Source organism: Streptomyces sp. NPDC058653, from assembly GCF_042716895.1.
Classification (GTDB): Bacteria; Actinomycetota; Actinomycetes; order Streptomycetales; family Streptomycetaceae; genus Streptomyces.
In genome coordinates this window covers 120263-132362 of record NZ_JBHXRM010000023.1, presented here as the reverse complement: position 1 = coordinate 132362, position 12100 = coordinate 120263, and the positions used below count along the sequence as shown (strand labels likewise).

Annotated in this window: 12 protein-coding genes and 1 pseudogene; 8 read left to right on the top strand and 5 right to left on the bottom strand. The window is 69.3% G+C overall.

Annotated features, from left to right (window positions below):
* Positions 1-87 precede the first annotated feature (87 nt).
* Both ACFWU9_RS20905 and ACFWU9_RS20900 read right to left on the bottom strand, forming a co-directional pair.
* Positions 88-861, bottom strand: a complete 774-nt coding sequence (locus ACFWU9_RS20905) for a hypothetical protein (protein ID WP_384320458.1) — start codon at positions 859-861, stop codon at positions 88-90.
* A complete protein-coding gene (locus ACFWU9_RS20900; RefSeq protein WP_384320456.1) occupies positions 861-1475 on the bottom strand; it encodes a hypothetical protein in 615 nt (204 codons plus the stop codon). Before ACFWU9_RS20900 ends, ACFWU9_RS20905 begins: the two co-directional genes overlap by 1 nt.
* Positions 1476-1707: 232 nt before the next feature.
* Here ACFWU9_RS20900 and ACFWU9_RS20895 point away from each other — a divergent pair, with 232 nt between their 5' ends.
* From ACFWU9_RS20895 to ACFWU9_RS20885, 3 genes are read left to right on the top strand one after another with little or no spacing between them, the layout of a single operon-like run.
* Positions 1708-2034, top strand: coding sequence for a PadR family transcriptional regulator (locus tag ACFWU9_RS20895; RefSeq protein ID WP_384320454.1), 327 nt, complete (start codon positions 1708-1710; stop codon positions 2032-2034).
* On the top strand, positions 2031-2387 hold the full coding sequence (locus ACFWU9_RS20890; protein WP_384320452.1) for a DUF1048 domain-containing protein: 357 nt from the start codon (positions 2031-2033) through the stop codon (positions 2385-2387). Before ACFWU9_RS20895 ends, ACFWU9_RS20890 begins: the two co-directional genes overlap by 4 nt.
* Before the next feature lies 1 nt (position 2388).
* Positions 2389-2709 (top strand): DUF1048 domain-containing protein, encoded by a 321-nt coding sequence (locus ACFWU9_RS20885; protein WP_384320450.1) that lies wholly within the window; start codon positions 2389-2391, stop codon positions 2707-2709.
* A gap of 68 nt (positions 2710-2777) precedes the next feature.
* Here the strand turns inward: ACFWU9_RS20885 and ACFWU9_RS20880 are convergent, their stop codons facing one another.
* Entirely contained in the window at positions 2778-4826 is a 2049-nt protein-coding gene (locus tag ACFWU9_RS20880; protein WP_384320448.1) for a DHA2 family efflux MFS transporter permease subunit, read from the bottom strand.
* Between the two features lie 279 nt (positions 4827-5105).
* On the opposite strand from ACFWU9_RS20880, the gene ACFWU9_RS20875 reads away from it, so the two are divergent.
* The 4 genes and pseudogenes from ACFWU9_RS20875 to ACFWU9_RS20860 all read left to right on the top strand — a co-directional run.
* On the top strand, positions 5106-6077 hold the full coding sequence (locus ACFWU9_RS20875; RefSeq protein WP_384320445.1) for a peptidoglycan-binding protein: 972 nt from the start codon (positions 5106-5108) through the stop codon (positions 6075-6077).
* Positions 6078-6250: 173 nt separating this feature from the next.
* Entirely contained in the window at positions 6251-6931 is a 681-nt protein-coding gene (locus ACFWU9_RS20870; RefSeq protein ID WP_384320443.1) for an HAD-IA family hydrolase, read from the top strand.
* Positions 6932-7093: 162 nt separating this feature from the next.
* Positions 7094-7480, top strand: coding sequence for a recombinase family protein (locus tag ACFWU9_RS20865; protein ID WP_384320441.1), 387 nt, complete (start codon positions 7094-7096; stop codon positions 7478-7480).
* Between the two features lie 96 nt (positions 7481-7576).
* Positions 7577-7783 (top strand): annotated as a pseudogene (locus ACFWU9_RS20860) (transposase family protein); the annotation flags it as partial.
* Positions 7784-7882: 99 nt separating this feature from the next.
* Here the strand turns inward: ACFWU9_RS20860 and ACFWU9_RS20855 are convergent.
* Complete coding sequence (locus tag ACFWU9_RS20855; RefSeq protein ID WP_384320472.1) at positions 7883-8458, bottom strand: TetR/AcrR family transcriptional regulator; 576 nt, start codon at positions 8456-8458, stop codon at positions 7883-7885.
* A 56-nt stretch (positions 8459-8514) separates the two neighbouring features.
* On the opposite strand from ACFWU9_RS20855, the gene ACFWU9_RS20850 reads away from it, so the two are divergent.
* Positions 8515-9471, top strand: a complete 957-nt coding sequence (locus ACFWU9_RS20850) for a quinone oxidoreductase family protein (RefSeq protein ID WP_384320439.1) — start codon at positions 8515-8517, stop codon at positions 9469-9471.
* A gap of 958 nt (positions 9472-10429) precedes the next feature.
* On the opposite strand, the gene ACFWU9_RS20845 is transcribed toward ACFWU9_RS20850, so the two are convergent.
* The gene (locus ACFWU9_RS20845; RefSeq protein WP_384320437.1) at positions 10430-11608 is read right to left on the bottom strand and encodes a transcriptional regulator; all 1179 of its coding nucleotides are present in this window, start codon (positions 11606-11608) and stop codon (positions 10430-10432) included.
* Positions 11609-12100 lie beyond the last annotated feature (492 nt).

Below are 12100 nucleotides of genomic sequence, written 5' to 3'. Positions count from 1 at the left end.
CAGCCCCCCTCGGCGGGCGTTCACGGGGGGCGCCGCGGGGCCCTTGGCCCGGTCCGGCGCCCTGTGTCCTCCTCCGGCTCCCGGTGCTCAGATGCGGAGCAGCCGCTCCGTGACCTCGCGGTAGCTGCGCAGCGCGAGCCGCAGATCCTCCGTGTCGGCGGCCTGACCACCGCTCCCGCCGCCGTTCCCGGCCCAGCTGTCGCGCAGGGTGCGAGGCCTCTCGGCGAGGGCCTCGGTGAGGCGGTTGACCGCCTCCTCCAGGACGTCCGCCGCTTCCTCGACCGAGCGCCTGGGCGCGTCGATGAAGGCGACGAGCGCTTCCTGGAGGCGCAGGTTCAGCCTGTCGCTCTGGTCCTGGGGCATCAGCCGAGGCGTCTTCGCGGGCGTTGCCTCCGGCGTCCGACCGGGCGCGGTCTCCCGGGCCGGAACGGGCTCCCGGGCCGGTGCCGACTCCTTGGCCGACGCGGCCCGGACGGCCGGTGCCGACTCCCGCTCGCCCTTGGAGGCCGCGCCGGGCGGGGGCACCGCGTGGACCGGGTCCTGGACGGGGCCCGCCGTCGGGTCCTTGTCCGGCCGGGGCCCCTTCGCCTTCTCGGGCGCGGTCCCGGCCGGAGTCCCGGCGACCGTCTTGAGCGGCATCGTGGGCGTGGCCGGGGGCGTCGCGGGCGGGGCCGTGGGCCGCGCGGGCCGGTGCGTGGACGCACCGGCGGCACCGGCGGCGGCGACGCTCTCCGATTCGGACAGCGGCACCACGGGCGTCGCGGGCCTGCTCCCGCGCTCACTCCTCAGCTCCCGCTCCCCCTTGCCGGTCCGCTCCTGCTGCTCGCGCTTCTGCTCGGACTCGTACGGGTCGTACGTCATCACACGCCACTTCCTTTCGGCCTCAGTGCGGTGTTCCGGCCAGGGATGCCGCGACGCTGGCGCGGGCTGTCCTCCTTGGAGTCCAGGACGAGCCGCTCGAAGAGCTGGCGCGCCTCGACCATCGCCGCGCGCAGTTCCTCGGTGCTGGCGTCCTGGCCCGCCTCCGAGACCGCGTGGTGCACCCTGCGATAACCGTCCACCTGGTGCGCGTGGTGCACGGAGAGGGCGTCGAGATGGTCCTCGTGCTTCTCGGCGTCGGGGAAGCCCCGGTCGGAGGCCAGCCGGGAGATCAGCTTCTCGGCCTCGGCGACGGCCTGGCGCGGGGAGTCGACGAACCGCTCCTGGAGGCCCGCCCAGTGGGCGACGTACTGGTCGCGCGCCTCTGCGGGCAGAGGGCGCGGACGCAGGTCGCCATGGCGCCTGACCAGCTCGGAGAGCTCGTTCTCGGCGGCCTTGACGTCACCATGGTGCCGATTGACGGCACGTTCGTACTCGGGGCCGAACCGCCGCTTCAGCCCTCCGCGTCCACCACCCCTCCCGGTCCCGTACAGAACGGCGCCGACAGCGACGGCGATCACCACGATCAGAGCGACGATGATCAGGACAGTGGACATGGTTGCCTTCCTGGTTCGACTCGTGCCGGACGAACGGGCCCTTCAGGAAGTCGGGTTGCCCGGAATCGGCCCGCCAAACAGCACGGCCACGCGGCCACCGGGCCCGCTTCGCGGAGCGCCTGTCCCGGTCATCGCGACCCCCAGTACCTGGTGGTACCGAATAGCGGTACTCAGTGGTACCGTATAGCGGTACTCGGTGTTACGGAGTACCGAGGACCGAGGAGGACTCGCGATGGACGACCTGACGGAGATGCTGAAGGGCACGCTCGAAGGGTGCGTGCTCGAAATCATCGGCGGCGAGGAGACCTACGGGTACGCGATCACCCGCCGGCTGAACGAACTCGGCTTCACCGACGTCGTCGAGGGGACGGTGTACACCATCCTGCTGCGGCTTGAGAGGAACGGACTCGTCCAGGTGACGAAACGACCGTCCGGGGTCGGTCCGCCGCGCAAGTTCTACGCGCTCAACGACACCGGACGCGAGGAACTCGCGACGTTCTGGACGAAATGGCAGTACGTCTCATCACGCATCGACAGGCTCAAGGAGGGCGGGAGATGAACTTCTGGGAGACCATCACGGGCAGCGATCTCACAAGGGAATGGAAGGCGTTCGAGGCCCGGGCCCAGGCCCTGCCGGACGAGTACCAGGCGGCGTGGGAGCAGATCAAGGCCCATCTCTTCCCCTACGGGGACTTCACCGGCCGCAACCTGATGCCGATTCTCGACGCGGCCCTGGGGCTGCTCGAAGAGACGGCGTCCGACGGCCAGGGCGTCCAGGAGGTGCTCGGCGACGACATCCGCGGCTTCTGCGCGGCGCTCGCCGGCGGAGAAGGCGCTCGGACCTATCGCGACCGGTGGCGCGAGCAGTTGAACAGGAACGTCGCGAAAAAACTGAGCCGGCTGGGAGGCTGACATGACCGTCCAGGACATCATCGAGGGCAAGAAGCAGTGGCGGGCGCACATGGCCCGGGTCAAGGCACTCCCGCCGGACTACCGGATCGTCTACAAGGAGATGCAGCGGTATCTGTTCAAGGTCGGACCCGTCGACCTGCCCGAACTGCTCCCCGGGATCGTCGACTTCTTCGAGGAGGGCGTCGCGGCGGGCAAGGGGGCCCTGGAACTCGTCGGCCAGGACGTGGCCGCGTTCTCCGACGACCTGATCAAGGACTCCCGTACCTACGCCGACCTCTATCAGGAGTCGATCGGCGGGGAATCCGGCACGGCCGGGAAGTAGCACCCGTCGCTCGACGCCGCCGGGCGCGGCCCGCGTCCGCCGTCGGGCCGCGCAAGCCGTACCGCGGCTCAGAGGGAGTGGTCGCCGCGCGGCTCCGGGCTCTTGGGGCGTTCGGACTTCGACCCGCAGAGCTCGTCGCTCAACTCCCGTACGAGTTTCACCAGATCGGTCGGCCGGTGCGGCCCCCACCAGTCCCCCAGCAACTGGGACAGCGACTCCTCCCGGGACTTGGCCAGCACCTCCGCCACCTCCGTGCCGTGCTCGGTGAGGACGAGCCCCAAGCCCTCGCGGCGGGCCAGCCCGCGCTCCTCGATCTGCCGGGACGCGTCGGTGACGGCCGTCAGCGCCACGGGCACGGTCTCGGCGAGACGCGCGGGCTCGACCACCCCGTGCCGCCGGATGCGCAGCACCATCCAACTGGCCGCCGGGAGCAGGTCGTAACCCGCCCGTTCGGTGATCTCCTGGTAGATCCGCCGGCGCCCGTCGCGGCTGCCGAGCAGCGACAGCGCGCGGGCGACCTCCTCGTGCGAGGTGCGTTGGACCGGGTTGCTGGCGAGGGTCTCGGTGGCCTCGGGGGCGGTCACCGAGCCGCGCAGCTTGTCCTCCTTGAGGAACCAGGACACGACGAAGGCCACGAGGACGACGGGCACGGCGAAGAGGAAGACGTCGGTGATGGACGTCGAGTACGAGGTGAGCACCCCGGAGCGGACCGCGGGCGGCAGCGTGCCCACGGAGCGCGGGTCCGCGGCGAGTTCCCCCGGGCTCACGCCGGGCGGGAGCCGCTGTCCGGCGAGGGAGTCGGTGAGCTTGTTCCGCAGCAGATTGGTGAAGATCGTGCCGAAGATGGCGACGCCGAACGACGCGCCGATGGAGCGGAAGAAGGTCGCGCCGGAGGTGGCGACGCCCAGGTCCTCGTAACCGACGGAGTTCTGCACGACCAGCACGAGCACCTGCATGACGAGGCCGAGGCCCGCGCCGAAGACGAAGAAGAACGCGCTCATCTCCCCGGTGCCGCTGTTCACGTCGAGCTGGTGGAGCAGGAGCAGTCCGACCGCGGTGACGCCCGTGCCGGCGATCGGGAAGACCTTCCAGCGGCCGGTACGGCTGACGATCTGCCCGGAGAGGGTGGAGGTGATCAGCAGCCCGAACACCATCGGCAGCATGTGCACACCGGACAGGGTGGGCGACACGCCCTGCACGACCTGGAGGAACGTCGGCAGATACGTCATCGCGCCGAACATGGCGAAGCCGACGACGAAGCTGATGAGGGAGACGAGCGAGAAGGTCCTGATGGTGAAGAGCCGCAGGGGCAGTACGGGCTCCGCGGCCCGCCGCTCGACCCGGACGAAGAGGACCAGCAGGATCACGGCCAGGACGGCGAGGCCGATGATCTGGCCCGAGCCCCACGACCAGGTGGTGCCGCCGAGTGAGGCGACGAGGACCAGGCAGGTGGCGACGGAGGCGATGAGGAACGTGCCGAGGTAGTCGATGGTGTGCTTGGTCGAGCGCACCGGGATGTGCAGGACGGTGGCGATGACGGCCAGGGCCACGACGCCGATCGGCAGATTGATGTAGAAGACCCAGCGCCAGCTCAGGTGCTGGGTGAACACCCCGCCGAGCAGCGGCCCGAGAACGCTGGTGGCGCCGAAGACGCCGCCGAACAGGCCCTGGTACTTGCCGCGCTCACGCGGCGAGACGATGTCACCGACGATCGCCATGGACAGCACGATGAGCCCCCCGCCGCCGAGGCCCTGGAGGGCGCGGAAGACGATGAGCTGGGGCAGGTTCTGGGAGATGCCGCAGAGGGCGGAGCCGATGAGGAAGATGACGATCGCCGTCTGGAAGAGCCTCTTGCGGCCGTACTGGTCGCCGAGTTTCCCCCACAGGGGGGTGGCGGCGGTCGAGGCGAGGAGGTACGCGGTGACGACCCAGGAGAGATGGTCGAGGCCGCCGAGGTCGCTGGCGATGGTGGGCAGGGCGGTGGAGACGATGGTCTGGTCGAGCGCGGCGAGGAGCAGGCCGAGGAGCAGGGCGCCGATGGAGACGAAGATGGTGCGCGGGGTCTGGCCCTCGCCGGGTCGGGGAGTCGTGGGCGAGGTGTCCACTTCCTGAGCCATCGGCATCTCCTCGGGTCTGCACCTGCCCCCATCCTGATTGTTCTGATCATTTATGGCCTGTTATGTCCTACCGAAAGCGGTGGGCGGACTGGGCGGTCGCCGCTCGCACGCCGTTCGCGCGTCGTTCGCACGCCGTTCGCGCGACGGGCTTTCGGCGCTCGCTCGCCTGTCGCTCGGCGGCCGTTCACCGACCGTTCGGCGGCCCGGAGGTGGACGTGACACCCGGCGGCGCCGGGGCGGGCTGCATAATCGCTGACAGCCCAAGGGAGGGGACCCACATTGACCGGACACAACTGTCCCGAATGCGGTACGCCGCGGGACGCGTACGGCCGACCGGGCGCCGGCTGCGACTGCTCCGAACGGGCGGCGATAGCGGCGGCCGAGGATTTCGATCCGCTGCGGATCCGGCCGTACGTACCACTGGAGGAACCGGACGGGGCCGCACCGTCCATCCCGCCGCCCCCGCCCCCGCTCCCCGGCGACCGCTCGGAGGGGACCGACCCCGCCGAGACGATGCGGCTGGTGCTGCCCGGGCTGCGGACGGGCGGGGCACACCCGGGGCCGGGTGATCCGGAGCGCGGGGGCGGGCGCAGGACGTTCGCGATGGTGGCGCTGACCGCGGCGGCCGTGGCCGTGATCGGTACGGCGTCGTTCGCCGGCGGGCTCTTCACCGGGGACGGCGGGGGTGACGACGCGACCTCCGACCTCAATTCGGGTCTGCCGACGGCGAGTGTGCGGGCGGATCCGTCCGCTTCGGCGTCCGCGTCCGCCTCGAAGTCGGCGTCGGCGTCGGCTGCCGCTTCTGCCTCGGCCTCGGCCTCCGCCTCGGCTTCGTCTTCGGCCTCGGCGAGTGCGTCGGAACCGGCCGCCGGCGGGCCGCCGTCACCGACCGGGAAGCCGGCCCCGCCGCAGGCCCCCGCGAATCCGCAGCAGCCGGAGGGCGGGGCGCCCCAGGGCTCCGACGCCGGGGAGAGCCTGCGGCGCGGGGACAGCGGGGAGGAGGTCGAGGAGCTCCAGCGCAGGCTGTCGGAGGTCTGGATCTACAACGGCGGTTACGACGGCGAGTTCGGCGACCGTGTGGAGACGGCGGTCCGTATCTACCAGTCGTACAAGAGCATCGAGGGTGACCCGACGGGCGTGTACGGCCCCAACACCCGGCGCGCGCTGGAGGCGGAGACCAGCGGGAGGGGCCGGGAGCAGGGTGACGGCGGAGGCCGGCCGGGGCGGGGAGACGGCTGGGGGCGGGACTGACGGGTGCCGGCGGGGGGAGAGAGGGGCCGGGGTGGCGTGATCCCGTTCTCACTTTGTATAGTCGTTGAACAAAGCGGTTCCCGTCCGTGACCCTGACCGGCGGGCGGGAACCGCTCTTGTCTGCGCTCACCCGCGCTCCCCCGCCGCTCCCCCGCACCACCTGGAGTCCGCCGATGCCGGCCAACGTCCCGACCACGACGACCTCCGTCCTGACCGCCCGGGCGCTCCTGCTCGACATGGACGGGACCCTCGTCAACTCCGACGCCGTCGTGGAACGCTGCTGGCGCGGCTGGGCGATCGAGCACGGGCTGGACCCGGAGGAGGCCCTGAAGGTCGTCCACGGCCGCCAGGGGTATCTGACGATGGCGGTTCTGCTGCCGGACCGGCCGATGGAGCAGAACTACGCGGACAACCGGGTGCTGCTGGCCCAGGAGACGGCGGACCTGGACGGGGTGGTGCCCGTCGCGGGCGCGCCCGCGTTCATGGCGGCGATCGCCGCGCTGCCGCACGCGCTGGTGACCTCGGCGGACGAAGCGCTCGCCACGGCTCGTATGACGGCGTCGGGCCTGCCGATGCCGACGACCCGGATCACGGCGGAACACGTCTCGGCGAGCAAGCCCGACCCGGAGGGCTTCCTGAAGGGAGCGGCGGAACTGGGCGTGGCGCCGGCGGACTGCCTGGCGCTGGAGGACTCCGAGGCGGGCATCATGGCGGCGCGGGCGGCGGGGATGCGGGTGCTGGGGGTGGGGCCGCGGGCGGTGTCGCTGTCGCCGACGGCGCATACGCGGGATCTGACGGGTGTGCGGGTGCGGGGGCTGGCGGACGGCACGATCGAGGTCCGCGTGGGAGCGTAGCTCTCCCCTCCCCGCCCCTTCCCGATGTTCCGGACTGGTAGTTCTGGAGTGTCGTCATGGTGGCATCAGCCCTGGTCAACCCATCGGGAACCCGTCCGTCCCTACAGAGGGGATGACTACCAGCACAAGGAACCCCCTGGAAACAGCGACTCTGCGGGGGGGGTGCGGTGCATCCGGCTTTCAGTCAGGACGGACGAGACCACCAGCCCCGAGCGGCAGCGCGAGGCCGACGACATCGCGGCGGCAGTGCTCGGCATCGAGTTCGGCGAGGGTGACGCGCTCCGCGAAGCGGTCGACCTTGACGTGTCTGCGAGCAAGGTCGGCCCGTTCGACCGTCCGCAGCTCGGCGGGTGGCTCGCGCGCCCCGATGAGTTCGACGCCCCGGTGTGGTGGCGGTTTGACCGTGCCATCCGGTCCCTGGGCGACATGCACGAACTTGCGAAGTGGGCGCGGGAGCACGGCAAGCTGTCGGTGTTCGCCGAGGTCATCGGTGGGAGGCGGCTTGAGTTCGACTTCCGCAAGCCGATGAACCCGATGTCCGAGCGATGATGCTCATGCTGGCTTTCGCCTGCCCTCGACCAGCTCCGCGAGCATCCCGACGTCGTATCCGAGGAGGTCCCGGACCTGCTGGAGCGGCTGGCTGAGGTGCCGGACCCGCGGAATCCGCGCGGGGTGCGCCACCCTCTGGCCGTCGTGCTCGCCCTCACCGCGTCTGCCGTGCTGGCCGGGGCGACCTCGCTGCCGGCGGTCGGCGAGTGGATCACCGATGCCCCGGCGCACGTGCCGGCACAGGTCGGCGGCCATCCCGATCCGCTTCCGCCCAGGCGGGTCCTGCCCGCCGAAGCAACAATCCGTCGGCTGCTGGCCCGCATCGACGGCGACGCGCTTGACCGAGCCGTCGGACGCTGGCTCGCGGATCGCCGACCCGCCCAACTGCCGGTGATCGTGCGTTCAACACAGCAGGTGGTCGAGGCAGAGATTCAGCCCGGCCTCCAGATGTTCCGCGGAGCCTGTGGAGAGCAGGACGGTGACACCGCCCTGGACAGTGGCGATCACAGCCGCGGCCGTGCGGTCGGCGTCGAGGGCAGGGTTGGCCTCACCGTTGGCTTGCGTAGCCTCGATACCGGCTCGGACGCACTCCTGCCACCGCCGTACCAGTTGCGCCGTGACGGCCTGCGCGGCCGGGCTGTACCGGCCTACGTCGGCGATCAGCACCCCGAGCGGGCAGTGCAGCCCTTGGTCGCGGTAGAGCTCGACGATGAGGTCGCGCCACGCCTCCCAGGCCGTGCGCGAGGTGAGTTCGCTGAGATACGGCTGCTGGTCGTCGAAGACTCGCTCGGCTTCAAGCTCGGCGACCGCGAGCAGAAGCTGTTCCCGGCCTCCCGGGAAGTAATAGAACATCTGCCCCTTGCCGGTGCCGCTGCGCCGGCCCACGTCGTCGAGCGTGGTGGCGGTCGTGCCGCGTTCCCGGATCTCGGCTGCGGCGGCTTCGACAATGCGCAGGCGGGTCGCGGCGCCCTTCCTCATGGTCACCGTCCAAAGTGTACTTGTGGGTACATTTTTTGCCACATACCTTCGTCCGCATGAAAGCGATAGTCATCAGCGAAGCAGGGGGACCGGAAGTGCTGCAGCTGCGCGAGCGGCCGGCACCTCGTCCGGGCCCGGGAGAAGTCCTGGTGGACGTCCGCGTGGCGGGTGTGAACTTCTTCGACACCGCCATCCGCAGACAGGCCATGGCCGAGGTGCCGGGCGCGGAAGGCGTCGGCGTGGTGACGGAGACGGGCCAGGGCGTGCAAGGGTTCGCCCCGGGTGATCGTGTCGCGTGGTTGACGATCAACAGCCACAGCAGCTACGCCGAGCAGATCGTGCTCCCGGCGAGCGGTGTCGTCGCGGTGCCCGACGCCGTCGACGACGAGACGGCCGCGGCCGTGCTCTTGCAGGGCCTGACCGCGCAGCACTTCGCCACCGTGTCCCATCCGGTGCAACCGGGGGACATCGCGCTCGTGCACGCGGCCGCCGGCGGGGTCGGGATGATGGTCACCCAGGTCGTCAAGGCCCGCGGCGGCACCGTGATCGGCCTGGTGTCGCGGCCTGAGAAGGCCGAGCCTGCCACCGAAGCCGGCGCCGATCACGTTGTGGTCTCCACCGGTGACGCGTTCGTCGAGCCGGTGCAGAAGTTGACTGGTGGCGAAGGTGTGCACGTGGTCTTCGACGGTGCGGGCGCGACCACATTCACCGCATCACTGCGGGTGCTACGCACGCACGGCACGCTGGTGTTCTACGGGCCGCTGATCGGGGAGGTGCCGACCATCGCGATGAACGACATCCCGCGTAGCACCCGCATCACCTACAGCGTGACCGAGGACTACATCCGCACACCCGAGGAACTCACGGCGCGCACGGCCGAGCTGTACGCGCTCGTCGAGAAGGGTGACCTGTCCGTCCGGATCGGCGGTCGGTACCCGTTGGCGGAGGCGGCGAGGGCCCACGCGGACATCGAGTCGCGTACGACCACCGGGAAACTACTACTGATCCCCTGACCGGTAACCGGTGGTGCCACCTGGTGGGTGGCCGGCGACGCCGGGGCGAGCCGAGAACCGTCAGTGGTCGCCTACACGATTCCGGCCTCGGGACTGGTGGACTCGCATGTTCATGTGTCGCGTATGCCGGTCCGGCAGGAGCGCCATCGGTCCCCATGCCGGCACGAGACACCGTGCAGCACGGACTACACGGTCTACAACGAATGGCCCGGCGTCTCGGGGGCACCGGTCGTCAGCCGTCGTCCTCGATAGCGGGGTCGCAAAAGGGCCGCAGCCGTGGCTGGGTCCGCCGGCCTCAATGCGGAGCAGGCAGCGGCCCAAGACAGGCGACGTCTTCGTCCTCGATGCCGTGGCCTTCGGCGTGGCGCCCGGTGACCGCAGCGTCCGGACGGCGGGGGTTCTGCGGCACCACGGCGTGAGGACCAAGCCGAAGGAGACGAGCCGGCCCGGCGGTGGACTCCTGGACGGTGAGCTGCCGGTTCATCAGGCGCTGATGAGTGTCATCCATCGGGGGCGACCAGGGTGAGCAACCGCATGGCCCTGTCGGTCCGGCCGTACTCCGAACCAAGGACGCCTCACAGCTTCGGACTGGCAGCGCACCCCGCACAATGGCGACCTGGCGCAACCGCGCCATCGGCGCCCTCCGCCTCGCTGGCATCCACAACATCGCCGCCGCACTCCGTGCCAACACCCACGACTCAAACCGTCCACTCGCCCTGCTCGGCCTCACATGATCACGAACCGGACGCGTGGTCTCGTCTCCGTCCGCTGTGCGCGACGTGCCACAACCGTGAGACCGCGAAGCACCAGCCCGGCGGATGGGCTGCCGAGCGCGCCCAGCCTCGCCGCTCGTGACCCTGACCAGGGGGTGACCCCGCCACCTGCCCGAGAAAGAACGGCAGGAAGGCGAAAAACTCGCATGGCTCAATAGGTTGTTCTGCGGATGCCACACGCTGGATCAGTGGGGCATCAATTGCGAAGGGGTGACCAATCGCGCCCGCTCAAATAGGTCTCGGGCTGTGTGATTCTTGAGGTGGGGTCGAATGCGACTGTGCATGGTCTTGATGCGGTCATCTGCCCGGCCGGATTGCAGGCTTGGGTAGTCTTCCAATGCGAGAGCCCACGTCTCGCACGCTGCCTCAAGGTGGCCTAGGTCGAGCTGCCGTTCAGCGAGGGTGCAGCGATGACGGACACGCGCTCGCCGATAAACACTCTGACGGATTTTGTCCGACTGCTGCATTGCCGAGATCGATCCGGCCACATCACCAAGCTCGAATTTCACTTGACTTGTGTGGTAGAGCAGGGATGCCGGATCGTAGGAGCCGAATGCTTTGGATTGTGATTCGGCCTTTTCCATGGCAACTTCAGCTTCGCTCAAATAGGATTGCGCGGAAACACGGCCCCCGGTTTGGGCCGCTGCATGGGCTTGTTGGCCGGCTAGAAAAGCACGCATGCGTGGACCCGCTTTCGGTGAGGCGGCGGCAGCGGCATCCGCAAGCCGCTTCGCCTCTACTCCGTGCCCCAAATCGACTGCCTGAACGCTCATCCCCCGAAGCGTCGTGCAGAAAGTCAAGTGATCCTCGGAGGCCCCGGCGAGTTCCAACGCCTTGAGGTAATAGCGCTGCGCCAATCCGTGCAGACCCTCGTCTACTGCCATATAGCCGGTGAGGTAGCAGAGGTCCGAGACGGCACCCACCATCGCTTTGCGTACGTTGCCGGGCGCCTCTGCCCGTAAGTACGGGGTCGCAGTGTTCACGAGGAACGCGGCAGCCATAGGGCGCGCTGTTCGCCCGCCGAACTGGTCGTCAAGGTCAGAAATTCGCTCGGTCATTGCGGAGACGGTCTGAACGTCGGCCATCCCTATGCGCTGAACGTGACCGTTTTGAACAGCTTCCATTCGACCCACCACATCGGGCCAATTGGGAACAGTCAGTGCGACAGCGAACAGGCCAACCCCGAGAATGCTTCGGCGTGATGGGTCCATGTCCTGCCTCCCCAGGTCTAGCAACCCTTCAACCGTGCTGGGGTGGCTGGGTTCCTGATCTCCGGGAGCCTGCGGAAATCCTGCCTCGCTGTGCGTGACGGGTCGGAGCAATCTCCGCGCGAGCGCTTCGAGGTAGTCAATGCTCGGGCCCATAAGGAGAGGGGAGACAACCGGATACGGTGAGAGCCGTCCCTATACGTAGGTAGACGAGGGTATAGGAGTTGGATGCCGTCGAGACGAAAGCGCCCCGACTGACCGCTTAGGACCGGTCCGCCGGGGCTCGCCGAAACAGCTGTCTAGGAGCTGAAACGACTTATGCGCGATGTTATCGCCAGAGCCCTTACGTGCGTGCTCTGCGGCTGCTGCTGCCCGCCCAAGGCCGCCACAGTGCAACCGCTACCCCGCCGACTCCCGAGCCCGTCCGCGTGAACCCGTGGGACACGCCGTGGCCGACCCCGACCCCGAAGCGTGTCAACGACCTGTACGCGTCGCTTGACGGGGAAGAGATCCACTCGTCCGCCCGTACGCGCTCGCCGAATTCACGATGGAACTCGGCGTGATCCATGAGCGGCGCTGAGCTGCTGCACTCGCCTCGCTCGGCGTGGACTACCCGTATGCGTACGAGGGCGACCACTTCACTCAGTA

Coding starts and splice junctions, on each gene's coding strand:
- ACFWU9_RS20885 (WP_384320450.1), top strand. CDS start 2,389: ATGACCGTCCAGGACATCATCGAGGGCAAGAAGCAGTGGCGGGCGCAC.
- ACFWU9_RS20905 (WP_384320458.1), bottom strand. CDS start 861: ATGACGTACGACCCGTACGAGTCCGAGCAGAAGCGCGAGCAGCAGGAG.
- ACFWU9_RS20880 (WP_384320448.1), bottom strand. CDS start 4,826: ATGGCTCAGGAAGTGGACACCTCGCCCACGACTCCCCGACCCGGCGAG.
- ACFWU9_RS20855 (WP_384320472.1), bottom strand. CDS start 8,458: ATGAGGAAGGGCGCCGCGACCCGCCTGCGCATTGTCGAAGCCGCCGCA.
- ACFWU9_RS20845 (WP_384320437.1), bottom strand. CDS start 11,608: ATGGGCCCGAGCATTGACTACCTCGAAGCGCTCGCGCGGAGATTGCTC.
- ACFWU9_RS20900 (WP_384320456.1), bottom strand. CDS start 1,475: ATGTCCACTGTCCTGATCATCGTCGCTCTGATCGTGGTGATCGCCGTC.
- ACFWU9_RS20890 (WP_384320452.1), top strand. CDS start 2,031: ATGAACTTCTGGGAGACCATCACGGGCAGCGATCTCACAAGGGAATGG.
- ACFWU9_RS20850 (WP_384320439.1), top strand. CDS start 8,515: ATGAAAGCGATAGTCATCAGCGAAGCAGGGGGACCGGAAGTGCTGCAG.
- ACFWU9_RS20895 (WP_384320454.1), top strand. CDS start 1,708: ATGGACGACCTGACGGAGATGCTGAAGGGCACGCTCGAAGGGTGCGTG.
- ACFWU9_RS20870 (WP_384320443.1), top strand. CDS start 6,251: ATGCCGGCCAACGTCCCGACCACGACGACCTCCGTCCTGACCGCCCGG.